The organism is Kribbella sp. NBC_01510 (assembly GCF_045040325.1).
In the GTDB taxonomy this organism is placed as follows: domain Bacteria; phylum Actinomycetota; class Actinomycetes; order Propionibacteriales; family Kribbellaceae; genus Kribbella.
The window spans coordinates 3,658,142-3,684,066 of record NZ_CP109418.1 but is presented as its reverse complement, the minus strand read 5'-3'; the positions used below and the strand labels follow the sequence as shown (position 1 = coordinate 3,684,066).

General features: G+C 68.6%; 17 protein-coding genes. 6 read left to right on the top strand and 11 right to left on the bottom strand.

Annotated elements, in window-relative coordinates; genetic code table 11:
* Window positions 1-75: 75 nt before the first annotated feature.
* The 3 genes from nirB to OG558_RS18300 are packed head-to-tail and all read right to left on the bottom strand — an operon-like array spanning window position 76 to window position 7,702.
* A complete protein-coding gene (nirB, locus tag OG558_RS18310) occupies window positions 76-4,014 on the bottom strand; it encodes a nitrite reductase large subunit NirB (RefSeq protein WP_405071335.1) in 3,939 nt (1,312 codons plus the stop codon).
* Window positions 4,011-6,338 carry a molybdopterin oxidoreductase family protein gene (locus OG558_RS18305; RefSeq protein WP_405071334.1) on the bottom strand — a complete coding sequence of 776 codons (2,328 nt, stop codon included), beginning with the start codon at window positions 6,336-6,338 and terminating at the stop codon, window positions 4,011-4,013. The genes nirB and OG558_RS18305 overlap by 4 nt, the downstream gene beginning before the upstream one ends.
* Window positions 6,335-7,702 carry an MFS transporter gene (locus OG558_RS18300; protein ID WP_329484540.1) on the bottom strand — a complete coding sequence of 456 codons (1,368 nt, stop codon included), beginning with the start codon at window positions 7,700-7,702 and terminating at the stop codon, window positions 6,335-6,337. Before OG558_RS18300 ends, OG558_RS18305 begins: the two co-directional genes overlap by 4 nt.
* Window positions 7,703-7,883: 181 nt before the next feature.
* On the opposite strand from OG558_RS18300, the gene OG558_RS18295 reads away from it, so the two are divergent.
* Window positions 7,884-10,025 (top strand): MMPL family transporter, encoded by a 2,142-nt coding sequence (locus OG558_RS18295; protein WP_405071333.1) that lies wholly within the window; start codon window positions 7,884-7,886, stop codon window positions 10,023-10,025.
* A gap of 323 nt (window positions 10,026-10,348) precedes the next feature.
* Window positions 10,349-10,789, top strand: coding sequence for a YdeI/OmpD-associated family protein (locus OG558_RS18290; RefSeq protein WP_405071332.1), 441 nt, complete (start codon window positions 10,349-10,351; stop codon window positions 10,787-10,789).
* 2 nt (window positions 10,790-10,791) lie between these two features.
* Here the strand turns inward: OG558_RS18290 and OG558_RS18285 are convergent, their stop codons facing one another.
* On the bottom strand, window positions 10,792-13,848 hold the full coding sequence (locus OG558_RS18285; protein WP_405071331.1) for a LuxR C-terminal-related transcriptional regulator: 3,057 nt from the start codon (window positions 13,846-13,848) through the stop codon (window positions 10,792-10,794).
* 93 nt (window positions 13,849-13,941) lie between these two features.
* Here OG558_RS18285 and OG558_RS18280 point away from each other — a divergent pair, with 93 nt between their 5' ends.
* Window positions 13,942-15,378 (top strand): Nramp family divalent metal transporter, encoded by a 1,437-nt coding sequence (locus OG558_RS18280; protein WP_329484536.1) that lies wholly within the window; start codon window positions 13,942-13,944, stop codon window positions 15,376-15,378.
* Window positions 15,379-15,420: 42 nt separating this feature from the next.
* Here OG558_RS18280 and OG558_RS18275 read toward each other — a convergent pair whose 3' ends face one another.
* From OG558_RS18275 to OG558_RS18260, 4 genes are all read right to left on the bottom strand, one after another.
* Complete coding sequence (locus OG558_RS18275; RefSeq protein ID WP_405071330.1) at window positions 15,421-16,200, bottom strand: aminoglycoside 6-adenylyltransferase; 780 nt, start codon at window positions 16,198-16,200, stop codon at window positions 15,421-15,423.
* A 12-nt stretch (window positions 16,201-16,212) separates the two neighbouring features.
* The gene (locus OG558_RS18270; RefSeq protein ID WP_405071329.1) at window positions 16,213-16,542 is read right to left on the bottom strand and encodes a hypothetical protein; all 330 of its coding nucleotides are present in this window, start codon (window positions 16,540-16,542) and stop codon (window positions 16,213-16,215) included.
* A gap of 71 nt (window positions 16,543-16,613) precedes the next feature.
* Window positions 16,614-17,543 (bottom strand): SMP-30/gluconolactonase/LRE family protein, encoded by a 930-nt coding sequence (locus OG558_RS18265; protein ID WP_405071328.1) that lies wholly within the window; start codon window positions 17,541-17,543, stop codon window positions 16,614-16,616.
* 102 nt (window positions 17,544-17,645) lie between these two features.
* Window positions 17,646-18,548, bottom strand: coding sequence for an SMP-30/gluconolactonase/LRE family protein (locus OG558_RS18260; RefSeq protein WP_405071327.1), 903 nt, complete (start codon window positions 18,546-18,548; stop codon window positions 17,646-17,648).
* A gap of 61 nt (window positions 18,549-18,609) precedes the next feature.
* Between OG558_RS18260 and OG558_RS18255 the strand changes: the two genes are divergently transcribed.
* From OG558_RS18255 to OG558_RS18245, 3 genes are all read left to right on the top strand, one after another.
* Window positions 18,610-19,059: an Lrp/AsnC family transcriptional regulator gene (locus OG558_RS18255; protein ID WP_405071326.1), complete on the top strand. Its 450-nt coding sequence runs from the start codon at window positions 18,610-18,612 to the stop codon at window positions 19,057-19,059.
* Between the two features lie 83 nt (window positions 19,060-19,142).
* Window positions 19,143-20,894, top strand: a complete 1,752-nt coding sequence (locus OG558_RS18250) for an acetyl/propionyl/methylcrotonyl-CoA carboxylase subunit alpha (protein ID WP_405072182.1) — start codon at window positions 19,143-19,145, stop codon at window positions 20,892-20,894.
* A gap of 118 nt (window positions 20,895-21,012) precedes the next feature.
* Complete coding sequence (locus OG558_RS18245; protein WP_329484529.1) at window positions 21,013-21,879, top strand: peptidylprolyl isomerase; 867 nt, start codon at window positions 21,013-21,015, stop codon at window positions 21,877-21,879.
* Between the two features lie 64 nt (window positions 21,880-21,943).
* On the opposite strand, the gene OG558_RS18240 is transcribed toward OG558_RS18245, so the two are convergent.
* The 3 genes from OG558_RS18240 to OG558_RS18230 all read right to left on the bottom strand — a co-directional run bounded on the left by OG558_RS18240 (window position 21,944) and on the right by OG558_RS18230 (window position 25,788).
* Window positions 21,944-23,095 carry a glycoside hydrolase family 76 protein gene (locus tag OG558_RS18240; protein WP_405071325.1) on the bottom strand — a complete coding sequence of 384 codons (1,152 nt, stop codon included), beginning with the start codon at window positions 23,093-23,095 and terminating at the stop codon, window positions 21,944-21,946.
* A gap of 78 nt (window positions 23,096-23,173) precedes the next feature.
* Entirely contained in the window at window positions 23,174-24,397 is a 1,224-nt protein-coding gene (locus OG558_RS18235) for a SpoIID/LytB domain-containing protein (protein WP_405071324.1), read from the bottom strand.
* The gene (locus OG558_RS18230) at window positions 24,394-25,788 is read right to left on the bottom strand and encodes an N-acetylmuramoyl-L-alanine amidase (RefSeq protein WP_405071323.1); all 1,395 of its coding nucleotides are present in this window, start codon (window positions 25,786-25,788) and stop codon (window positions 24,394-24,396) included. Before OG558_RS18230 ends, OG558_RS18235 begins: the two co-directional genes overlap by 4 nt.
* Window positions 25,789-25,925: the final 137 nt, after the last annotated feature.

The window sequence follows — 25,925 nt, the reverse complement described above, 5'->3', positions numbered from 1 at the left end:
GGTGTCCTCGCTTCGCTCCGGGCGCCGATGAGGCACGGAGCGCGCTGTGCTTGATTGTGAACTCGCTTCGCTCCTTCACTGGCGTACCTCCAATCGGGGGCCGGCCAGCAGGACCGGCTCCAGCTGTCCGCGTTCGGCCGGGGTGGCGGGCCGCGGCTGGTTGCGCTCGACCACGTACCGCAGGTCGGCGTCGGGCTGGTCCGGCGCGTTCACGAACGAGACGAACCGGGCCAGCTTGTCGGGGTCGTTCAGGGTCGCCTGCCATTCGTCGACATACGAGTCGACGTGCCTGGCCATCGCGGCGTCCAGGTCCGCGGCGATGCCCAGGCTGTCGTTCAGTACGACGTCCCGCACGTGATCCAGGCCGCCTTCGAGCTCACGCATCCACACCGCGGTCCGCTGCAGCCGGTCGCCGGTGCGGATGTAGTACATGAGGAAGCGATCGATCGCTTGGAGCAGCTCCTCATCGGTCAGGTCGGACGCGAGCAGCTCCGCGTGCCGGGGTGTCATCCCGCCGTTCCCACCGACGTACAGGTTCCAGCCCTTCTCGGTCGCGATCACGCCGACGTCCTTGCCGCGCGCCTCGGCGCACTCGCGAGCACAGCCGGACACACCGAGCTTGAGCTTGTGCGGCGACCGCAGACCGCGGTAGCGAAGCTCGAGCGCGATCGCCATCCCCACCGAGTCCTGTACGCCGTACCGGCACCAGGTGGACCCGACACACGACTTCACGGTCCGCAGCGCCTTGCCGTACGCGTGACCGGATTCGAAGCCGGCGTCGACCAGCCGCTTCCAGATCGCCGGCAGCTGCTCGATCCGGGCACCGAACAGGTCGACCCGCTGACCACCGGTGATCTTCGTGTAGAGGCCGAAGTCGCGGGCGACCTCGCCGATCGTGATCAGGCCCGCCGGGGTGATCTCGCCGCCGGGGATCCGCGGGACGACGGAGTACGTGCCGTCCTTCTGCATGTTGGCCATCACGTGGTCGTTGGTGTCCTGCAGCGTCGCCCGCTCGCCGTCGAGGACGTGACCGGCCGGGTCCAGGCTGGCCAGGATCGACGCGACCACCGGCTTGCAGATGTCGCACCCCCGGCCGGTCCCATGCCGCTCGACGATCTCGCTGAACGTACGCAGCTCCGTCACGCGGACCACGTCGAACAACTCGGCCCGCGACAGCGCGAAGTGCTCGCACAACGCCTTGCTGACCTCGACACCGGCCTTGGTGAGCTCGGTGTTGAGCAGGTTCTTCACGATCGGCAGGCAGGAACCGCAGCTGGTCCCGGCGCGGGTCGTGCCACACACCGACTTGATGTCGCTGCAGCCCTCGTCACGTACGGCGCAACGGATCGTCCCAGCGGACACGTTGTTGCACGAACACACCGGCGCGTCGTCCGGCAGCTCGAGCTGGACCGGGCCGGCACCTTCCGGCAACAGGAACGCGGCCGGATCCGCGCCGAGCTCCCGGCCGACCATCGGGCGAAGTCCGGAGTACGCCGACGCGTCGCCGACCAGGATCCCGCCGAGCAGAGTCCGCGCGTCGTCGGACAGCACGAGCTTCTTGTAGACGCCGGCCACCGGGTCGGCGTACACGATGTCCAACGCGCCTTCGGTCGCGCCGAACGCGTCACCGAAGCTCGCCACGTCGACACCAAGGAGCTTCAGCTTGGTCGAGGTGTCCGCACCCGGGAAGCTTGCCTGACCGCCGAGCAGCCGGTCGGCGACGATCTCGGCCATCGTGTAGCCGGGGGCAACCAATCCCCAGACGCGGCCTTCGATACAGGCAACTTCGCCGATCGCCCAGACCCCGGGGACCGACGTCCGACAGGCCTCGTCGACCACGACGCCGCCGCGCTCGCCAATCTGCAGACCGGCCGCGCGGCCGAGTTCGTCGCGCGGGCGGACACCGGTCGCGAAGACGACCACGTCGGCCGGGAGATCGGGGCCTTCGGCAACGGCCATCGCGTGGGCCGCGCCTCGCGAGGTGAGCTTGACCCGGGTCGTCTGCGTCGAGGTCATCACGTCGACGTCCAGGCCGCGAATCAGCCGGGCAAGTGCGCTGCCGCCGCCCTCGTCGACCTGCAACGGCATCAGGCGGGGCGCGAACTCGACCACTTTGGTCGCGGCGCCGAGGGCCCGGAGCGCGCCGGCCGCTTCCAGGCCGAGCAGACCGCCACCGACGACCACACCGTGGACGTCCTTGCCTTCATCCTTGAGCCGCTCGACGTACACGCGCAGTGCGGCGACGTCGTCGACAGTGCGGTAGACGAAGCAACCCTGGGCATCACTGTTCTTCACCGGCGGCACGAAGGCCGACGAACCCGTCGCCAGGACCAGTTCGTCGTACCCGAGCTGCTCGCCCCGCGCGGTCGTCACGGTCTTGGCCACGCTGTCGAACGAGGCGACCTGCACTCCCTTGCGCAAGGTCACGGCCGGGTCGTCCCACAGTTCCGGGTCGCCGAGGGAGAGGTCGTGCGGGTCGCGGCCGGAGAAGTAGCTGGTCAGCGCCACCCGGTCGTACGGGAGCCGCGGCTCCTCGGCCAGCACGGTGATGCGGCACGTGATCTCGCTGTCGCGGGAACGCAAGGCCTCCACGAGCCGGTGCGCGACCATGCCACCGCCTACCACCACAACGTGCCGGGCCTTGTTCAGCTCTGCCATCGTCGCCCTCCTGCTCGGGACTGGTTCGGTCTCGCCGCGACGGAAGCGGTCGAGCAGATCGCCGACGGCGCCGGTGCAACTGCCGCACCCGGTCGTCGCCCGCGTCGTGGCGGCGATGCCGGCGACACTGTCGGCACCCCCACGCCAGGCCGCCTCGATCGCGGCCCGGGTGACGCCGTTGCACCTGCACACGGTCGCCACCTTCTTCTTCGGTACGACGGGTTCGGCCAGCAACCCGTCCGCCACCACCGGCGTCCCCCGATCCGCCAGCAACACCAGCTCCGCGGCCACCACCGGCGCACCCACCGCCACGGCCGACCGGACGATCCCGTCCCGCAGGACGGCCCGCACATATCGCGTGCCGTCCTCCAGTCGCACCACCTCGCCGTCCTCGTCCTTGTTGCCGAGGACAAGCACGTCGAGTCCACCCGCAGTGAGCCGGACGACGTCGAAGGCCGGCACGCTCGGACCGGTGTCGCCGGAGAACCCCGGCGCGCCGCCGTCCCGCTCGCCGCTCAGCCGCGTCGCGAGCACCTCCGCGTGCGACCACGCCGACGCGACGGTGCCGCTCAGTCGCCCGTCGACCTCGGCACAGTCCCCGATCGCGTGCACCCGTGGGTCGTCGGGGCTGGTCAGAGTCCGGTCGACCACGATCCCGGTCCGCACGGTCAGTCCGGTCGCCAGCCCGGTCCGCGGCTTCACCCCGCACGCGACGACCAGCAACTCGCCGAACACCTGCCGTCCGCTCCGCAGGTTGAGCGCCCGGAACCGCCCGTCGCGAACATCTGTCCCGGCGAGGCTCGTGTTGAGCAGCACCTCGACGCCCAACTCCCGCACCGCCCGCGTCAGCCGGCGACCGGCCGAAAGCCGAATGCTCTTGTCCAGCAGGGCTTCGCCGTCATGCACCAACGTGACCGCGACACCCCGCTCCCGCAGCGCACAAGCAGTCTCGATGCCCAGCACACCACCGCCAAGCACCACCGCCCGCCGCGCCCGGCCGGCTGACTCGACCACCGCACGCGCATCTCCCACCGACCGCAACGTGAAGATGCCGGCCGCCTCGACCAGCTCGGGTGGCACCAACGGCGCCGCACCCGTCGCGAAGACCAACCGGTCGTACTCCCACTCGCGACCACCGGAATCCACCACCACCCGCCGGCCTCGATCCACGGCGACCGCAGCCACCGGCACCTCGTCCCCGACCACGGGTTCCGCGCGGCCGGCGACGTACTCGGTCAACCGGGTGCGGTTGTACGACGGTTCATCGCCCAGGACGGTCACGTCGTACGTCGGCAGCAGCTCGGCCAGCCGGCGACCCGACATCCCACCGCCGATGATCACGACCCTTTCGGTCATGGGGCCTCCCGACCTGGACTGAGGAGCGCGGGGAGCCCGGTCATGGGGCCCCGGTCTGGACTGAGGAACGCAGGGAGCGAAGCGACCGGAGAGACGAGGGAAGACCGGGAGCCAAGCCCCATGACCTGCCGCGCCGGAGGCGTGGCATCCGACACAGCGACTGGAGCGACGAGGGAAGGCCGGGAGCCAAGGCCCCATGACCCTGCCGGCGCCGAAGGCCCGGCCAAAAGCACAGCGGTGACTTCTACGGCACACGCCTTGAACTCGGGCATCCGGGAGACCGGGTCGAGCGCATCGTTGGTGAGCTCGTTGACCGCGCCGGCACCACCGAAGTGGAACGGCACGAAGACCGTGTCCGGCCGGACGTCGGCCGTCACCCGCGCCGGGAGCACCATTGACCCGCGGTCCGTCCGCAACTGGACCGGACGCCCGTCCGCGATCCCCAGCTGTGCGGCCACCCGCGGATGGATCTCCGCGAACACCTCCGGCTCCGCCTCGGCCAACTCCGGCACCCGGCGCGTCTGCGCCCCACTCTGGTAGTGCTGCAACAACCGCCCGGTCACCAGGTACATCGGCGCCGTAGCTTTCAGGTCGTCGGCAACCGGCCGGTGATCCACCGGTACGACGTGCGCACGGCCATCCGGTGTGGCGAAGCCGTCCGCGAACAACCGCGGTGTCCCCGGGTGCCCCTCGAACGGGACCGGCCAGAACAGCGCCTCCCCCGCGTCGATCCGCTCCCACGTGATCCCCGAGTAGTCCGCCTTACCACCCTTGCTGGCCAGCCGCAGCTCGTCGAACACCTCACCCGGATCGGTCGAGAACGCCGCACTACAACCAAGCCGCGACGCCAAGCCGGCAAACACAGCGAGGTCGCTCCGCACCTCACCAGGCGGTGCGACGGCCGCCCGTCGCCGCAGCACCCGCCCTTCGAGGGACGTCATCGTCCCCTCTTCCTCAGCCCACTGCGTGACCGGAAAGACGACATCCGCCAGCAAAGCAGTCTCAGACGGTACGACGTCCGCCACCACCAGCAGGTCGAGTGCTGAGAGCCGCTCACGCACGGAGGCCAACCGTGGCGCCGACACCAGCAGGTTGCTCCCGTGGACGAGCAGTGCCTTCGGGCCGCCCGTCGTACCAAGAGCATTGATGAGTTCGACCGCGCTCCTTCCGGGCCCGGGGAGTTCGGAAGGATCCACACCCCACACGCCGGCCACGTGCGCACGAGCCGCCGGATCGGTGATGCTGCGGTATCCGGGAAGTTGATCCGCCTTCTGACCGTGCTCCCGGCCGCCCTGACCATTCCCCTGACCAGTGATGCAGCCGTAGCCACTGCCCAGCCGTCCGGGCAACCCGAGCGCCAGTGCGAGATTGATGCAGGCCGTCACGGTGTCGGTGCCCTTGCTGTGCTGCTCAGCACCACGCCCGGTCAGGATGAACGCCCCAGCACCACCGTGCACCGGTGCGGCCGCCGCAAGCACCCGAGCAGCCCGGCGAATGGTTGCCGCCGGCACTCCGGTCACCCGCTCCGCCCGCTCGGGCCACCAGGACGCGGTCGAGCGGAACAACACCTCCGCGTCGTCGACCCGCTCGTTCAGGTACGCCGTGTCCGCCAGACCCTCCTGCAGTACGACGTGAGTCAGCGCGAGCATGAGCGCGAGATCCGACCCCGGAGTCGCCTGCAGGTGGATCCCGGCACCGTCCTCGGTCAGGCCGCCCGTCGCCGAGCGACGCGGGTCGACGACCAGAAGCCCACCCGCGTCCCTGGCGCCCCGCAGATGCGCGACCGCCGGCGGCATCGTCTCCGCGATGTTGCTGCCGACCAGCAGGACGGCATCAGCACCGCCCAGATCGGCCAGCGGGAACGGCAGCCCACGGTCGATGCCGAAGGCCCGGTTGGTCGCAGCCGCGGCGGACGACATGCAGAACCGGCCGTTGTAGTCCACGTTCGCGGTCTTCAGCGCAACCCGGGCGAACTTGCCCAGCGCGTAGGCCTTCTCGTTGGTTAGACCGCCACCACCGAACACAGCGACCGAGTCATGGCCATGGTCGCGCTGCAGCGATCGGATGCGATCGGCAACGAAGTCCAGCGCCGCGTCCCAGCTCGTCTCCACCAAGTTGCCCGCCGCGTCGCGCACCAGTGGCATGGTGAGCCGGTCCGGCACCGTGAGTACGTCGGGAGCCGTCCAGCCCTTGCGGCACAACCCGCCCCGGTTGGTCGGAAAGTCGCGTGGCCGTACCTCCACTGCACCCGGCCGGTCGACCGGGTGCAGGGTGGTCGCGCACTGCAGAGCGCAGTACGGGCAGTGAGTGGGGACACCCTTCACACGCGCTCCCGGCTGAGCGGGCCACCCTTGCGTAGGTAGCAGAAGTACGTGACAGCCACGCAGAGGACGTAGAAGCCGCAGAAGACGTACAGCGCCGGGACCAGGGAGCCGAAGTGACTCGTCGACATCGCGAACCCACGCGGCACCAGGAAGCCGCCGTACGCGCCGACCGCGGAGGCGATCCCGATGCAGGCCGCCGCCTCCCGCCGAGCTCGGCCCGGATCGCCCGGCGTGGTCAGCCGGAACACCGCGGGGATCATCCGGTACGTCGATCCGTTCCCAGCGCCGCTCGCCACGAACAGGACCAGGAAGCTGATCAGGAACGCGGTGAAGCTGCCCGAGTTCAGCGACACGATCGCGGCCAGGATGCCGAGGCCCATCACCACGAACGCGCACACCGTCACCCGGGCGCCGCCGACCCGGTCCGACAGCTTGCCACCGAACGGCCGTGCGACCGAGCCGACCAGCGCGCCGAGGAACGCGATGTGCGCCACCGTGATCTCGGGGAACGTGGTCTTGATCAGCAGCGGGAACGCCGCCCCGAACCCGATGAACGAGCCGAACGTGCCGATGTAGAGGAACGAGATGATCCAGGTGTGCGGCCGCTTCGCCGCCGCGATCGAGGCGCGGAACGACGAGGTCGCGGCAGACAGGTTGGACATCAGCTTCCAGGCCAGGAACGCCGCCAACAGGATCAGCGGGATCCACATCAGGCCGGCCCGGTTCAGCGACAGCCCGGCGCCGGCGACGATCACGATCGGCACCAGCAACTGGACCACGGCGACGCCGAGGTTGCCGCCGGCCGCGTTGATGCCGAGCGCGAAGCCCTTCTCCTTCTCCGGGTAGAAGAACGAGATGTTCGTCATGCTGCTGGCGAAGTTGCCGCCGCCGACACCGGCGGTGGCCGCGACCAGCGCCATCACCCAGAACGGCGTGTCCGGCCTGGTCATGAAGTAGGCCAGCCCGCTGGTCGGGATCAGCAGCAACAGCGCGGAGACGACGGTCCAGTTCCGCCCACCGAACCTCGGTACGGCGAACGTGTAGGGCAGCCGCAGTGTCGCGCCGACCAGACTGGGTAGCGCGACCAGCCAGAAGAGCTGGTTCGTGTCATAGCCGAAGCCGGCCTTGGGCATCGAGACCACGACGATGCTCCACAGCTGCCAGACCGAGAAGCCGAGGAACTCGGCGAAGATGGACGGCCACAGGTTGCGCCGCGCCACCGCGCGGCCCTTCGCGGCCCAGAATCCGGCGTCCTCCGGGTCCCAGACATCGATCCAGCGCCCGCGCCGCGGCACCTCGACGGTGCCCACCGCACCGGTCCGGTCGCGGGGAGTGACGACCTCCGGCCGTGTCTCGAGCGTCATCGTGCGTCTCCGATCATCCGACCTGTTCGATTAGGCCAGGACGCTATGACCGGGGTGTTTCCAGGTAGTCATCTTGTTGTTACGCCGCCGAAACGGCTCGCGCACACCCGGCGCCGGGTGGTGAGAGAAGAAGGAACCGGCCTGGGTACTGTGCCGGTGACCGACAGGCGGAGGGGACAGCGTGCGACAAGACAAGAGCCGGGCCCGGTGGAAGTGGCGGGCGGCCATCGCCGCCGTGCTGATCGGCTGGCTGGTGCTCGGGGCTCTGGGCGGGCCGACGGTGGGCAAGCTCAGTGAGGTCCAGGAGAACGACAACGCCAACTTCCTGCCGAAGCAGGCCGAGTCGACCTTGGTCGCGAACGAATCTGCCAAGTTCGTGGACTCCAAGGCCCTGCCGTACTTCGTCCTGATCGTGCGCGACTCCGGCATCACGCCGGAAGACCTGGCCAACGCCAACGCGTTCCTCGCCAAGGTCCCGACGATGGAGCTCGGCGGCGGCAAGACCATCGGCGACTACCTCGCCGCGCCGGCCAAGACGGTGATCCCGTCGGAGGACAAGAAGGCGCTGCTGCTCACCGTCGAACTGGACGGCCGGCGCGCCGACGAGGTGGTCAAGCCGGGCGAGACCGTACTGTTCGCGGTCGCCGACACGATGCGCACCAGCATCAAACAAGACCTCACACCCACTGGTCTGACGGTCTACGTCACCGGTCCGGGCGGCGTCTTCGCGGACTTCGTCGTGGCGTTCAGCGGGATCGACGGGATCCTGCTCGGGGTCGCGCTCGCGGTCGTGTTCGTCATCCTGCTGATCGTCTACCGCAGCCCGATCCTGCCCATCGCGGTCCTGCTGACTGCCGTCTTCGGGCTCGCCTTGGCCGCGCTCGTCGTCTATCCACTGGCGAAGCACGGCGTACTGGAACTGAACGGGCAGAGTCAGGGCATCCTGTTCATCCTCGTCGTCGGCGCCGCGACCGACTACTCGCTGCTGCTCGTCTCGCGCTACAAGGAGGAGCTGCACGACTACGAGAGCAAGTACGACGCGATGCGGGTCGCCTGGCGCGCGGCGATCGAGCCGATCGCGGCCAGCGCGGCGACGGTCATCCTCGGTCTGCTCTGCCTGCTGCTGTCCCAGCTCGGCAGCACCAAGGGCCTCGGCCCGGTCGGCGCGATCGGCATCGCCGGCGCGCTGATCGCGGCGATGAGCTTCCTGCCCGCGATCCTGCTCGCCTTCGGCCGGCGAATCTTCTGGCCGTCGATCCCGCGCCTCGACCACGTGCACGCCCGCGACCAGGTCGGCGGCCGCAAGCTGTGGGGCCGCATCTCCGGCCTGGTCGGGCGCCGCGCGCGCCGGGTCTGGGTGATCAGCGCGCTGGGGCTGCTGGCCTGTGCGGCGTTCCTGCCGACCTTCAAGGCGAGCGGCATCTCGCAGGAGGACCTCTTCCTCGACAAGGTCGAATCCGTCACCGGCCAGCAGGTGCTCGCCCAGCACTTCGACGCCGGCGCCGGTACGCCGGTCCAGATCCTGACGCCGGCCGCCCAGGCGGACCAGGTGGTGCAGACCGCGTCGAAGGTCGACGGCGTCGGTACGGCGTCCGCCTCGGCGGCACCCGGCGTACCGCCGAAGGTTGTCGACGGCAAGGTTCTGGTCCAGGCCACGCTGAAGGTGCCGGCCGACTCACCCGCGGCGACCAAGGTGGTCCAGCGTCTGCGCACCGAGCTGGACCACGTCAGCCCCGACATCCTGGTGGGTGGCAACACGGCGATCAACCTCGACGTCCTCGACGCCAGCAAGCGGGACCTGCGGGTGATCATCCCGGCCATCCTGGGGCTCATCTTCGTCGTACTGACACTGTTGCTGCGCTCGCTCGTCGCCGCCGTCCTGCTGGTGGTCGCGAACGTGCTGTCCTTCGGCGCGACCGTCGGGGTGAGCGCGCTGGTGTTCAACCACGTCTTCAAGTTCCCGGGCGCGGATCCGAACATCCCGCTCTACGCGTTCGTCTTCCTGGTAGCCCTGGGCATCGACTACTCGATCTTCCTGATGACCAGGGTGCGGGAGGAATCCAAGGAACAGGGCACCAGACCCGGCATCCTGGTCGGCCTCGCGGTCACCGGCGGCGTGATCACCTCAGCCGGCGTCGTCCTCGCGGCCACCTTCTCCGCCCTCGCCGTCCTCCCCATCCTCTTCCTTGTCCAGATCGCCTTCATGGTCGCCTTCGGCGTCCTCCTGGACACCACCGTCGTCCGCTCCCTCCTCGTCCCGTCCCTCGCCTACGACATCGGCCCACGCGTCTGGTGGCCAAGCACCTTGAAAAACCAAGACTGACCCGCGCTTCGCCAAGGACCGTGGGACGGGCCGGGTGGGGTCTGTCGCACTGGTGCGAGGAGGGTTTTACCCCGGTTCGGGAGGAAAACCCTCCCCAAACCGGCAGAAAACCCTCCATCCGAACAGAACGGAGCGCGTCGGCAGTCCACCCCGTCCCACAGCGGGTGAGGCTGGGACCAGGAGCACCACCCAACGCGCTCCGAAACGACCCACATCCGGCAGAAGAGCCGGAATAGCTTGTGTCAACCTGCCCCAGACCTCTACGTGGGTGACCTCTCCTCGTGATGCTCGCCTTCTCTCGTTCGCTTTGTAGCCTTTGGTTCATGGAGACGTTCGAGGGGACGATTGTGGTGAATGACGGGGGTGGGGTCTGGGTGGAGGTGCCTGGGGAGGTCGTTGCCGCGCTCGGAGGTGGTGGGCGGATTCCGGTGCAGGCGACGTTCGACGGGATCGCCTATCGGGGGTCGATCGCGTCGATGGGTGGGTGTATGGCGCTGGGGATCCTGAAGAGTATTCGGAGTGAGTTGGGGAAGGGGGCTGGTGATCCGGTGACCGTGACGCTGGTGCGAGACGCGGCCGAGCGGACGGTGGAGGTGCCGGCGGATCTCGCCGCGGCGCTGCAGGAGGCCGGGTTGCGGAAGGCATTCGATGCGCTCAGCTACAGCCACCGGCGGGAGCACGTGAACGCGATCAACGACGCCAAGAGGCCGGAGACGCGGGTACGGCGGATCAGCAAGGCACTCGAGATGCTCGAGTCTTCTTGAGCTCAGGTCTTCTTGAGTGATGCGAGTTCGGTGCGGTTGGCGACGCCGAGTTTCGCGTACACATGTGCGAGGTGCGTCTTCACCGTGCCCCGGCTGATGAACAGCCGCTCGCCGATCTCGGGGTTGCTCAGCCCTTCCACCGCGAGCGCGACGACCTGCTCCTCGGTCGGCGTCAGACTCGCCCACCCGCTCGACGGACGGCCCCTCGCTCCCCTGGTACGACGCGCATACGCAACAGCCTCGTCCAGCGACAACGGCGCTTCGTCGACCCTCATTGACTCCGGTCGATCGGCCGGCGTGAGCAGACCGGCCGGCGTGACCAGACCGGCCGGGGCTGTGTAACCGAGGGCGGTGCGTGCGGCGGCGGCCGCGGCCGTCAGCCGAGCTGCGTCGGTGGGGCGGTTGGTGTGGCTCGCCAGCAGGGCGAGGGATTCGAGGCTGTCGACTAGTTGTGCGCGCAGGCCATGGTCGAGTCTCGTGGTCAGCGACTCGTGCATGAGGTCGGCGGCCTTGTCGGGCTGATCGGTGATCAGGCATCGCCCCAGTTGGTCGAGCGCGTCGGCGAGGATCTTCGGCAGGCCGTACTCCCGGGAAAGACTCGCCCCACGGTCCGCGGACTCGATCGCCTCCGCCGTGTGTCCACCCGCCTGCAGCGCGGCGGCGTACGTCGGGAGGAGCATCGCCGGCACATATGTCTGCGCCATCGGGCTGTCCGGATCCACAATGGGCCGCAGCCACTCGACAGCGGCGTCGTGGTCGCCTTTCCACAGTGACAGCACGCCCATCACCTGACCGAGGTTCGGGACCACCGCCGCGTCGACCAGATCGAGGAGCGGCTGCATCAACGCGTACGCCTCGTCAAGCCGCCCGGACCGAGCCAGCAACGTCGCCAACTGACCGCGGGCCGTCCCGACACGATGGAAGTCGGCCAGCGGCTCGGCCGTTGCGAGGGCCTGTCCGGCCACCTCGATCGCCTGTCGCAGCTCGCCGGTCGACGCAAGGCTCTCGGATCGCACCAGCAGCACCGTGGTTGCGATACCGCGCTCCCCGCGGGCGAGCAGGCCCGGCGTGACGACCTCGAGCATCGCACGCAGCTCGTCGTGCCGGTCCCACAGCGCCAGCAACACGCACTGGAGCGCGAGGTTGGCGTCGCGAGCGGCGTCGTCGCCGATCCCCTCGGCCAGGAGACGTCCTTCCTCGGTCAGGTCCCAGGCCTGCTGGAATCCGGTGAAGAACTTGCCGACCGCAACCAGAGCGAGCAGCAACGACCGCAGCCGATCGGCACCGAGCTCGGTGGCCAACTCGAGACCCCGGCCGGCCGCGTCGTACCCGAACGGGTCGACGGTATCGGCGACGGACGCGTATCCGTACAGCAAACGGGCCTGCAGCAACGACCTCTCGTCCGGCGCGGAGTCGATCGCGCGCCGGAGGATGCCGATACCCTCGGAGCCTGTCGCCTGCAGGTTCCACATCCAGGGCAACGCGGCGGCCAGCCGGCGGCCGCGTTCGGTGTCGCTGCGGGACAGTCCGTGGTCCAGTGCCGCGCGGTAGTTCTCTCGATCGGGCTCGATCAGCGCTCGCCACTTGTCCCGATCGCTGTCCAGCAACGGCTCTGCCGTCTCGGCCACGGCGAGGTAATGATCGAGCTGCAGATCGCGGACGGCGTCCTCCTCATTCGCGTCCCGCAGCCGCGCACCGGCGTACTCGCGGATGGTCTCGAGCAGCCGGTACCGTCCGGCCTCGGCGACAACAAGCGATTTGTCGACAAGCCGCCCGAAGATCTCCAGTACGCCGTCCCGTCCGCACACGGCCCGCGCTGCGTCCAAAGTGAACCCGCCGGCGAACACGGCCAACCGGCGGAACACCTGCCGCTCGTCCGGATCGAGCAGTTCGTGACTCCAGTCGATCGACGCGGCCAGCGTCTGCTGCCGGGCCGCGACACCACGGACGTTCTTCGTCAGCAGGCCGAACCGGTCGTCCAAGCCGGACTCGATCTGCTCCGGCGTCAGCGTGCGTACCCAGGCCGCGGCCAGTTCCAGCGCCAGCGGCATCCCGTCCAGGCGGACGCAGATCGACCGGATCGCCTGCTCCGACTCGGGAAACTCGGATCCGGCGCGTTCCACGAAGAGTGTCCGCGCCTCGTCCGGCGCGAGGGCGGGCACGCGCCAGATCGCCTCGCCTGGGATGTCCAGCGGTTCGCGGCTCGTCGCGAGTACGGAGATCTCGGGACACGCGGTCTGCAGCGCGACCACGAACTCCGCGACGGCGTCGATGATCTGCTCGCAGTTGTCCAGGCAGATCAGGGCTTGCTTGATCCGCAACTGGCCGATCAGCAGGCGGGTGCGATCGCCGGCCTCGACCAGTACGCCGACCGCGGTCGCGACCGCCTCCGTGATCTGCTTGCCCTCGGTGACCGCGGCGAGGTCGACCCACCAGACGCCGTCCGGCCAGCGTTCTGCCAACTGCGCCGCGGACTGAGCGGCCAGCCGGGTCTTGCCGCTGCCGCCTGGGCCGGTCAGCGTCACGAGGCGGTTCCCGGACAGCTGCGTCCGCAGTGCGGCCAGTTGGGTCTGCCTGCCGACGAAGCTGGTGAACATCACCGGCAGGTTGTTCGGCACCCGGTCCAGCGAGCGCAGCGGCCCGGTCGTCTCCGTGAGCTCGAAGATCCGCTCCGGCGACCCGAGATCCTTCAGTCGGTGAACGCCGAGATCGGTGACGTCGGGCAGGCCGGCCGCGACGGTTGCGGTCAGCAACGTCTGCCCGGGATTCGCGATCTCCAGCAGTTGCTCGGCATGCCTGACCGCCACACCGGTCGCCGAGCCTGTGTGTACGGCGATCCGCAGCAACTCGGCCGCCGGCGCGCCGGATGCGGCCGCGCGCAACGTCCGCGCTGCGGAGACCGCGGTCGCCGGGTCATCGAAGACCACGATCGGCCCGGCGGCGTCACGCCGTACCAGCTTCTCGCCCTGCAGTTCGTCGACCAGCCCGGCCAGCCGGACGTAAGCAGGCGCACTCGCGGCACCGGCGTACGATGCGAGTACCACCGTCACCCCACTCATGTCCGGCAGTCTGCCATCCACCTGTGTCGGGTCGCCTGTGTCGGCAGTCTTCGTTAACCTCCGCAGAAAGGGGGCCGAGGAGGTGAGGAGCCGATGGCAGACATCACGACCACTGACCACGGAAAGTTCGCACTGCCCACCAAGAACCTGCCCGCACCGCAGGTCCGCGACCTCCCCGAACCGCCCACCAAGACCTGGAAGATCGTCGGCCCCGGTATGGTCGGCGCCGGGGTCGGGCTGGCCTCGGGTGAGTTCATCCTCTGGCCGTACATCTCCAGTCAGGTCGGACTGGTGTTCCTCTGGGGCGCCGTCGTCGGCGTGGTGATCCAGTGGTTCCTGAACATGGAGATCGAGCGGTACACGCTGGCAACTGGTGAGACAGCGTTGACCGGCTTCAACCGGTACGGCAAGCACTGGGGCCTGTTCTTCGCGATCATGACCTACTTCGCGAACATGTGGCCCGGCTGGGCGACCAGCTCGGCGGCGATGCTGACCTATCTGTTCGGCGCCGGCGACCCGCGCTGGATCGCGATCGGCATCCTGCTGGTGATCGGCGTGATCCTGACCTTCGCGCCGGTCGTCTACGTGATGCTCGAGCGGCTGATCGCGGTGAAGATCGCCGCCGTCGCGCTGCTCGTCGTCCTGGCGCTCGTCTTCGCCATCCGCGGCAAGACGTACAGCGCGCTCGGCGACGCGGTCACCCACCCGCAGTTCCCGGTCGACCAGCTCGGGTTCGCGCTGGTGATGGGCGCGATCGCGTATGCCGGTGCCGGTGGCGGCCAGAATCTCGTGCAGAGCAACTGGATCCGGGACAAGGGCTTCGGGATGGGGCAGCACGTGCCCCGGCTGACGTCGCCGGTCACCGGTGAGACCGAGGCCGACCCGACCGCGAACGGTTACACGTTCACCCCCGACGAGGCCAACATGGCCCGCTGGCGGCGCTGGTGGAAGTTCGCCAACATCGAGCAGGCCGCGACCTTCGTGGCGATCACCGTGCTGACGATCGTGTTCACCTCGATGCTCGCGCACGCGACGCTGTTCGGTAACCCCGACGTCAAGAACAACATCAGCTTCCTGAAGATCGAGGGCACGACCCTGCAGTCCCTGGTCGGCGGCTGGTTCGGCTACCTGTTCTGGGCGATCGGCGCGTTCGCGCTGTTCGCGGCCGCGGCCGGGATCGTCGACTACACGTCCCGGCTGGCCTCGGACATGATCAAGTCCCGCTACCTGCGCGAATCGAAGGTCACCGAGTCCAAGCTGTATTTCTGGCTGGTCTGGGGACTGGTTGCCTTCGGCATCCTCGTGCTGCTGGCCGGGCTGGACCAGCCGCTGGTGCTGCTGGTGATCTCCGCGTGCACCGCCGGCACGATGATGTTCGTGTACTCCGGCCTGCTCTGGTGGATGAACTCCCGGGCCCTGCCGAAGGCGATCCGGATCACGACCTGGCGCACCGCCGTGCTGTGGTTCTCGTTCCTGGCCTTCGGCTTCCTGGCCGTCTTCACCGTCATCGACCAACTGAAGAAGCTGTAACCGGTGGGGCCTGGGGTATCGCCGTACCCCAGGCCTGCCGGCTCATCCAGCCAGGAAGTCCGCCACCGCCTGCTCGGCCGCGGTACGCCGCTCCACCGTGACGCCACTGCTGTCCCGGACCTTCCGGTACAGTTCCGCGGACGCGTTCAACGCCCGCAGGCAGTCGTCCCGATCCGCGATCGCCACGGTCGCCCGGAACTCCGGGACCAACTCCGGCGCCAGCGTCTCCAACCGCCGTACGCGGGTAGGCTTCGACGTCCGGCCCAGGGTCGCGAGCGGCGCGATCGCGGCCGAGCGGATCGCGTCCAGCGCCTCCACCGCCTCGAAGAGTTCACCGCGGGCGATCTTCACCGCCGTGTAGTGCACCCACACCCAGAACCGGTCCTCGATCCACTGCGGATCGACCTGCGGCCACCTCGGCTGCGACGTGCTGTAAGCGCGATCGACCGTGCCGTCCCGTTGCCACAGCACGACACCGTCCTCGACCCGGTCCCGCAGGTCGTCCGCCGTGACGAACTTCAGATCGACGTGCACAAGCGGCGGCCCGAAGAGCGCGATCAGCAACCGCGGCTCACCGACGTGCTCCCCGGTGAAGCTCGCCAGCAGCGGCCCCAGCCGCCCGGCGAACTCCGGTGCTTCCGCCAGGCACTCCTGCTGTCCGTCCGCCGTGCACACCAGCACGAGATCCAGATCCGAATACTCGTCACTGGTTCCGGTCGCGATCGACCCACCGGCGATCACCGCCGACATCCGGCTGTCACCAGCGGCCGCAGCCACCACCGCATCGGCGATCTCACGCAGATGCTCAGGGATTCGATGCATGGCTCCTCCTCCTCAGTGGCTGATCAGCAGGATCAGGCGGACGACGAACGACAGCGCGAGTACGGCGACACACGCGATCCGCCACGGCGTCGTACTCCGCCGCAACGGCAGGAACAGCGACAGCACCAACGGCAGCGCCGCGATGCCTTCCCACGTGTTCGAAATGTCGAGCGCATGGTCGATTCGCCGGCCGCACTCAGGGCTGTCGAACAAACAGTCGTCACTCACACCGCCGTAATACTTGAGCTCCACGACACCAAGCACCACATTGGCGACGACGACCGTGAACGCCGTCACCCGCCACACCCGGTCCTTCGTGCGTACGTCGTCCTCCGTCAGCACAGCCGCCCTCCTCATCGGTGGTCAGCAGGCCATCATCGCGTGCCGACCACCGAGTCGGCGACCGAGTTTCCTCAGCGGTGCGGCCCGTACGCCTGCGGCGCTCCGTTCGCGGTGGTGAAGAGGGAGTAGACCGAGGTGGTCGCGGTGAGGAAGAGGCGGTTGCGTTTGGCGCCGCCCCAGGTGAGGTTGGAGACGGTCTCGGGGACGAGGAGCTTGCCGAGCAGCGTGCCGTCGGGGTGGTAGATGTGTACGCCGTCGGCAGCGGAAGCCCAGAGGCGGCCCTCGGTGTCGAGCCGGATGCCGTCGAAGATCCCGTTGCCGCATTCGGCGAACAGCTCGCCGCCGGACAACTTGTCGCCGTTGACAGTGAAGACGCGGAGCGTCCCCTCCTCCGAGTCGGCGATGTAGAGCAACGATTCGTCGAGCGAGAACGCCAGTCCGTTCGGCCGGTTGAAGTCGTCGGCGACCCGGGTCAGCACCCCGTCCGGCGAGATCCGGTAAACGTGGCAACCACCCGTCTCGATCGCGCCCTTGTACCCCTCGTAGTCACTGTCGATCCCGTACGCCGGATCCGTGAACCAGACCGAGCCGTCGCGCTTGACGACCACGTCGTTCGGGCTGTTCAGCCGCTTGCCTTCGTACTCCGAAGCCAGCACGGTGACCGCGCCGTGGTGCTCGGTCCGGCTCACCCGGCGGTTGCCGTGCTCGCAGCTGACCAGGCGGCCCTCGGTGTCGCGGGTGTGCCCGTTCGTGTTCCCGGCCGGCTGCCGGAAGACCGAGACCTGGTACGACGTCTCGTCCCAGCGCAGGATGCGGTCGTTCGGGATGTCGCTCCAGAGCAGATAGCGGCCGGCCGGCGAGTACACGGGACCTTCCACCCACCGGCCGCCGGTCCACAGGCGTTCGAGCAGGCTGTCCCCGCGGATCCCGGCGAACCGGTCGTCCAGCGCCTCCCAGACGGCTGGTGCGGTCCCCGCCAACGGTTCGAGAATGCCCGTCATCACCACTCCTCGCGAACTCGGCTGCAAGTCATCGACGAGCCTATGCGCTTCCGGCGCGAGCCGCCCCCGCCCGCCCGCCGTTTGGACCTCCCGCTGCGCCGATCAGTTGCCTGTTGCGTTGAGCAACCACGACCAGACCGACGTGGTGGCGGTGATGAACAGGCGGTTCTTCTTCGGGCCGCCGAAGGTCAGGTTGGACACGACATCCGGCAGCAGGAGCTTGCCGATCAGCGTGCCGTCCGGGGCGAAGCAGTGCACGCCTTCGTGTGTCGCCGCCCAGACCCGGCCGGCGCTGTCCAGCCTGATGCCGTCGAACATGCCCGCCTCGCACGGCGCGAACACCTCGCCCCCGGTCAGCTTCTCGCCGTCCACGCCGAACCGGCGGATGTGCTTGCCCGGGGTGTCGACGACGTACAACTGGTTGTCGTCAAGGGAGAACGCGAGGCCGTTCGGGCGAATGAAGTCGTCGGCGACCACGGTCAGCGCGCCGTCCGGGGCGATCCGGTAGACGTGGCAACCGTCGATCTCCTGCTCGGCCGCGTGGCCCTCGTAGTTCGAGGTGATGCCGTACGGCGGGTCCGTGAACCAGATTGAGCCGTCGCTGCGCACGACCACATCGTTCGGGCTGTTGAGGCGGCGGCCGTCCAGGTGTGACGCGAGCACCGTGCGGCTCCCGTCGTACTCCGTCCGGATGACGCTGCGGTCGCCTTGGGAGCAGCTGATCAGGCGGCCGGTGCGGTCGATCGTGTTGCCGTTGATGTAGCCGGACGGCTCACGGAACACGCTCACCTGACCGGAGACCTCGTCCCAGCGGAGCAGCCGGTCGTTGGGGATGTCGCTGAAGATCAGGCAGCGCCAGGCCGGTGCGTACGCCGGCCCTTCCAGCCAGCGACCGCCGTCGTACAGGCACTCGACGTACTCGTCGCCGGCCACGGTGAACCGGTCGTCGAGCTTCACCAGCTCGGCCCGGATACGCGGCGGGGTGGGTGTGAGGATGATGGGCATACTCAGAACCATATCCTGTTACACTCGCTCTGAACAGGATGAGATTCGGAGAGAGCTATAGATGACCATAGATGATCTGGATCGCAAGCTCCTCGGCGCCTTGCAGGACGACGCCGGGCAGTCGTACGCCGCCTTGGGCCAGGCGGTCGGCTTGTCGGCGGGCTCAGCGCATGAGCGGGTGCGCAAACTGAAGGCGGCCGGTGTGATCCGGCGGACGACGGTCGAGGTGGACCCGGCCGCTCTCGGTCAGGGCGTGCTGGCCTTTGTACTACTCGACGCGAGCGCCTGGATGGGCGACGAGCCGACGCTGCACGCTCTTCGTGCGATTCCGGCGGTCCAGGAGGCGCACATCATCGCCGGGCCGGCATCCGTCCTGGTGAAGGTCCGGACGGCGACCACCGAGGACCTCCAGGCGACCCTGCGCGCGTTGCACCAGATCGACGGCGTGACCAGCACGCAGACGATCGTCGTCCTCGAGTCGTACTTCGAGCGCCCGCCCGCCGTGATGTGAGGAACGCCCTGTCTCCTTCGAGGGCTGGTTGACCCTAGACTCGGGCCAGCCGAAGGGAGTCAGCTGTGTCCGACAGCAAGCAGATCACCAAGGTGCTGGTCGCCAACCGGGGCGAGATCGCCGTCCGGGTCGTCCGGGCCGCCGCCGACGCGGGCCTGGCCAGTGTCGCCGTGTACGCCGACCAGGACCGGGACGCGCTGTTCGTCCGGCTCGCCGACGAGGCGTACTCCCTCGACGGGTCCACACCGGCCGACTCCTACCTGAACATCGCCAAGATCCTCGACGTCGCGGCCCGCTCGGGTGCGGACGCCGTACATCCCGGCTACGGCTTCCTGGCCGAGAACGCCGACTTCGCCCAGGCCGTCCTCGACGCCGGGCTGATCTGGATCGGGCCGCCGCCTTCGGCGATCGACTCGCTCGGCGACAAGGTGAAGGCGCGGCACATCGCCGACAAGGTCGGCGCGCCGCAGGTCCCCGGTACGCCGGACCCGGTCGCCGACGCCTCGGAGGTGATCGCGTTCGCCGAGGAATACGGCCTGCCGATCGCCATCAAGGCGGCGTACGGCGGTGGCGGCCGCGGGATGAAGGTCGCCCGCACGCTGGAGGAGGTGCCGGAGCTGTTCGAGTCCGCGACGCGTGAGGCCGTCAGCGCGTTCGGACGCGGCGAGTGCTTCGTCGAGCGATACCTGGACAAGCCGCGCCACGTCGAGACCCAGTGCCTGGCCGATGCCCACGGCAACGTTGTGGTGGTGTCGACACGGGACTGCTCGCTGCAGCGCCGGTACCAGAAGCTGGTCGAGGAGGCTCCTGCTCCGTTCTTGTCGTCCGAGCAGGTGGAGACTTTGTACTCGGCGTCGAAGGCGATCCTGCGGGAGGCCGGGTACGTCGGGGCGGGCACGTGTGAGTTCCTGGTCGGGCAGGACGGGCTGATCTCGTTCCTCGAGGTGAACACCCGGCTGCAGGTCGAGCACCCGGTCTCCGAGGAGGTCACCGGACTGGACCTGGTCCGAGAGATGTTCCGGATCGCCAACGGCGAGGAGCTCGGGTACGACGATCCCGTCGTGTCGGGGCACTCGATCGAGTTCCGGATCAACGCGGAGGACGGCGGGCGAGGATTCCTGCCCGCTCCGGGCACGCTGACCCGCTGGCACGCACCCTCCGGTCCCGGCATACGGCTCGACGGCGGCTACGACCAGGGCGAGACCGTCCCCGGCGCCTTCGACTCCTTGGTGGCCAAGCTGATCGTCACCGGTCGCGATCGGACCCAGGCGCTGGAACGGTCCCGCCGGGCCCTGCGCGAGTTCGTCGTCGAAGGCATGCCGACGGTCATCCCGTTCCACGCGGCCGTCGTGTCGCACCCCGCCTTCGTGGGCACCGACGGCTTCAAGGTCCACACGCGCTGGATCGAAACCGAGTACGACAACCAGCTCACGCCGTACGAAGGTCCGACCGCCGAGGTCGAGGAGACCGGCGAACGCGAGCGGGTCACCGTCGAGGTCGGCGGCAAACGCCTCGAGGTCGTCCTCCCCGCCGGCCTCGGCGCCGGTGCCGCACCCGCCGCCGGCAAGAAGAAGCCGGCCCGCCGAGCCGGCAGCACCGGCAAGGGTGCCGCCGCCTCCGGCGACTTCCTCACCTCCCCCATGCAAGGCACCATCGTCAAGATCGCCGTCGAAGAAGGCGCCACCGTCGCCGAAGGTGACCTCGTCGTCGTCCTCGAAGCCATGAAAATGGAACAACCCCTCAACGCCCACAAGTCCGGCACCATCACCGGCCTGACCGCCGAAGTAGGCGCGACGGTCTCCGCCGGCGCCACCCTCTGCGAAATCAAGGACTGACCGCCGGCGGTGCGGCGGGCCTAGAAGCCGTCGAGGACGGTTTGCAGCCGGATTGACAGACAGTTCTCAGGTTGACGCTGTAGGTTCCCTGCAGGCATCTCGGTGAGGAGGGTACTGCATGTCCAAGAAGACCCATCAGCATCAGCTGGCGCAGCGGAAGGCCAAACGGCAGGCCGAGCGGGAAGCTGAGCGGCGACGGCAGCGGCGAAACCTGGGGATCACCATCACGGCGATCGCCGCGGTGGTAGTGGTCGTGGTCGGGGTCTTCGTGGTGATCGGGACCGGCGGCAGCAGCGACACCCCGGCGGCCGCGCCGACCGAGCTGCCCTCGTCGGCCGGGCCGGACAACAAGGCGACGAACATCCCGACCGCGCTCGCGGCGCCGCTGAAGCGGCCGACGCCGTTGCCGGCGCAGGTGAGCTGCGCGTACAAGAAGAGCGCCGAGCCGGCCAGCAAGCCGGTGAACCCGCCGGCCGACGGCAAGACCAAGGCGTCGGGCACCTCGAAGGTCAGCCTGAACACGTCGATCGGCGACCTGCAACTCACGCTGGACAGCGCGCTGGCGCCGTGCACGGTGAAGAACTTCCTCAGCCTGGTCGGGCAGAAGTTCTTCGACAACACCAAGTGCCACCGGCTCACGGTCGGCGAAGGCCTCCAGGTCCTGCAGTGTGGCGACCCGACCGGCACCGGTGGTGGCGGTCCGGGCTACAGCTTCGCGGACGAGGTCTTCCCGACGCTGAAGTACGGCCGCGGTGTGCTCGCGATGGCGAACTCCGGGGCGAACACGAATGGCAGTCAGTTCTTCATCGTGTACGGCGATGCGTCCGGACTCGGCCCGCAGTACACGGCCTTCGGCACCGTCGACGAGGCCGGCCTCAAGCTGATCGACAAGGTCGCGAAGACAGGCGTCACCCCGCAGCAGGGTCCCACCGACGGAACCCCCATCACTCCGGTGGAGATCAAAACAGCAACCGCCGCAGCCTGACCTTCGTTACGTCCGAAGAAGCGAGCGCTATAGGCCTCACTTCTTCGGACGTAACTGCTTGGGGTCAGGCGAGGAGGCCGTAGCGGCTGCGGGGCCAGGCGAGGAGGGCGTGGACTTGGGTGATGCCGGCTTGCTGGAGGAGTTCGACCGAGCCGTCCTTGAAGTGGTACAGGTTGGTGGCCGGGTCGCGGGTGGTGTTCCAGTTGTTGTCGGCGTACGCCTGCATGGCCTGCCGGTAACGCGGGTCCGGCGCCACCGAGTCGAGGATCAGCAGGTTCTTGAACCAGATCGAGTTGAAGGCCGCACCCTGCTTGGCCAGCATCTCCGGCGTGCTGTAGAACGCCAGCGACGCCGTCGCGACGGACTTCGCGTCAGCCAGGTACTGCCGGTTGCCGGTCGCCTTGAAGAGCAGGACGCCCGCACCGAGCATCACGCCCTGGTTGTAGCTCCACTGGGTCTTCTCGACGTTGCCGGCCAGGTCGATGTGGTCCCAGTACAAGCCGTTCGGCGCCAGCACGCAGTCCTGCGCCCACTTGTACATCGTCTGAGCCCACGTCAGGTACGACCGGTCCCGCGTCAGCAGGTACAGATGTGCACCGAGCTCAGCACCCGGCCCGTTCGACACCGTGTTGCGGTCCTGGCTCCACGGGGCCTGGGTCCAGTAGACGCCACCTGCACAGGGGTGTGACGGATCCGTGTCCCAGCCGTGCACGACGAGCGTGAAGATGTCCTTGGCCCGAGCCAGCGCAGCGCGGTCACCAGTCCGCTTGTATCGCTGGATCAGGTTCAGTCCGATCCACTCGTTGTCGTCGTAGAACTTGTCCCCGCCCTGACCCAGCGGCGGGCGGACATACGAGTCGTAGCCCGTCGGCGTCGTACCGGCGTTCCAGTACGGCTCGTACGCCGCGATCCGCCGGTCGGCCTCCTCGGACGCCTTCCGGCCGGCACCCGGCACACCCGCCAGGTCCTCCGCTGCGATCGCCGCCTGCGAGTACGGCCAGACGTACGAGTACGGGTTGGTCTGCGTGTTCGGGTACTCCTCGAGCAACAGTCCGTTGCCCGCGTCGAAGTACTTGTTGATCGCGTCGTACGACGCCTGCGCACGAGCCGCCGGATTCGTCCCGGCGTCGGCCGCGGCCGTGTTCAGCGAGCCGAGGACGGCGACCGCGAGCACCCCGGCCGCGATTCGCGTTGATATACCAATTTGTCGGCGCATCGACTGTGATCCTCCTGGGCGGTGGTGATTGACATCGATGTCACGTTCTAACCGGCCCAGGGATGCGTCGTCAATGGCTCAGCGATCAGCACCGACGACGAGATCAGTTGGCATATCAAGAGGACTGACCGGGAACGCGATCCAGCCCGACCGCAGATGCAGCCGGATCCGCACCTGATCGGCGGTCAGCACCCGCCGCCCCTTCGACCCGACCGCCTCCACGGTGAGGGCCCGGCCGCCCGACGGGCCGACGCCGGTCCGCTTCAGCACCCGCAGGCTCCGGATCGACCCCACGTCGAAGACCGCCTGCACCTCCGCCGCCGTCCGGGTCACTGTCCAGGTCACGTTGGGATTCCCGTTGTTCGGATACGCGTCCCAGCCGTCGGCCTTCATCACCTGGTACGGCACCTCACCGGCCGCCGTCGCCCCGCCGTTCGACGAGGAGAACTCGGCGATGATCGGCTTCCCCTTGTACAGCCTGATCTGCCCCGCGGTCGCCGCGACGGCCGTGTTCGTCGACGCCTTCTCCGAGTCGTACCCGCCGTACACCTGGCACGACGTGGTGTCACACAGGTCGTACGCCTTTCGCGCGTCCCGGCTCCGGTGGAACACCGAATAGGTGCGTGCGGCAACGGCCTGCGCCTGCAGGGCGGCCGGACGCCAACTGGACAAGGCTTCTCGCGGTACGACGCCACGCAGGTAGTAGTCGAGCGACACGACATTCACCGTGTCGAGGTGTGCACCGGAGACGTCGATGGCCCGGAGCGCGCCGCGATACCGGCGTACCGCTCCACTCGGCAGGATCAACCCGGTCACGGCGGCACCCTCGAACTGCGCCATGCCGCTGAACGTCTTCCACAGCTTCCATTTCCGGGTCTTCGCGTCGAACGAGCTGACCTTGGTGCCGTGGTCGCCGGACGGATCGATCGACCACTGGTTCCGGGTCGATGCCTTGGGCAACGTGTAGACCGTGCCGGCGGTCAGATCGCGGACGCGAAGGTGGTTGACCGTGCCGACCCGGACGCCGTCGGTGGTGTCCGCGCTGATCCGGACCCGGATGCTGCCGGTCGCCTTCCCGGTCGTCGTGCCGGGGTAGTAGAAGTCGAGGATCTGCCGGACCGACTTCCCGGCGATGGCCGCGCCCTGGGCGCCGTACTGCGACATCCCGCGGCCGTGCCCGAATCCACGGCCACTGATGGTCGTGCCGGCGGCAGCGGCTTTCGGATCGACCGGGCTCGCCTGCGCGCTCGCGCTGATCAGGGCGGAGGACAGGACGACGGCGGCGATCGCACGCTTCTTCATGACGCTCTCCCGTACTGGACGTAGACCTTGCCCTGAGGTTGGTTGTAGATGAGCCATCCGCGCTGGAACTTCTGCTTCAGGCCGCCCTTGACCGCGTACAGGTCGGTGACCGGCAGCCCGAGGCGCGCGCTGCCGGCGCCGAGCCGCCGGTAGCGCGTCCGGAACACACCGACGGTCGAATGGGTGCCGCTGGCAACGGACGAGAAGACGTCGCGGGTGGCGAAGTACGTCGCCCAGCCGGTCCTCGTCCGGTGCTCACCCCAGAACGGCTGCCCCAGATACCTGAAGCCGATCCCCCGCGCGTACCGGTAGAGCGGGGTCGAGACGCTGCCGCCGATCAACGTGTTGATTCGTTGCTTCAGCCAACCGAGTTTGCTGTAGAGCTGCTGACCCGGGCACGCGGTCGCCTTGGTGTCGCGGTGCCCCGAGACCGTGTGCAGCCGGCTGCCGTCGAGCATGATCGTTGCATGAGGCGACCGATAGTTCGCATCCAGCTTCCAGGCGATCACCCGGGCCGTCGTCTCCAGCATCGCCGGTGGTGGCGCGGCGTTCTCGAAGTTGCCGATCAACGCGACGCCGAACGAGTTCGCGTTGTACGAGCCGGTGTGCGCACCGAGCACCGGCAACTGCGCACCGCCGTACCTGCCCTCGAAGGCGCGGCCGAAACGGTCGACCAGGAAGTTGTAGCCGAGGTCGCACCAGCCGCGGCTCTTCACGTGGTACGTGTACATCGCCCGCACCATCGCCGGGACCTGCGTCCGCGTGTAGTCGTTGCGATCGGCCGTGTGGTGGACGAACGCGGCCTGCACGGTGGTCGTGTACTTCGGTCGCGCGCAGGCCGCGCCGTTGTGACTGCGCAGCCGCTCGTCGGCACCCCACCGCTTCCGGCTCACCATGGATGGCATCGGGTACGGCGCTCTGCTCGCCTCGGGCTGGATCACGCCGGACGCCTGAGGCTCGTCGGCGTCGGTGGCCAGTACGCCGGGCTGGATCAGGATCACCTTGGCGTCGCTGACCGTCGTACCGCTGCTGGTCACGGCACTCGCCTGCACACCGGTCGCATCACCGACCCACAGCGGGTCGGTGCCGGCTCGCTGGATTCCTTCCGGAGTCGATGGATCGGGGCCATGGTCGTCCTCGACCTGGAGTGGCTGCCAGTCGGTCCAGGAGCCGTCGCGCTGGACGCGGACGTTCGCCGATACCGGCTGCGTCCCCTCCGGCCAGGTGATCCCAACCATGGAGAACGGCTTGGTCTCGGCCTGGATGGAGGGCCCGTCGAGCGCGAGTTCCTGGTACGACGGCTGCGCCGGGAGCGACTGTGGTGGCGGGGCGGGAAGCACCAGGCTGAGGCCCGTCGCCGCGAGGGTGAGGAGTCGGGAGGTCTTGCCCATGGAACAGCCTTCCGGCGGGGATACGACGGTTCGCTGGGCGGCGCTCATCGATTATGCGCGCTGGGTGACCGCTTTCCCGGCATTGCGTCACCCTGCGTGGCGAGACAGCCTTTGCGGAGTTGGATAGGCTCTCCGTA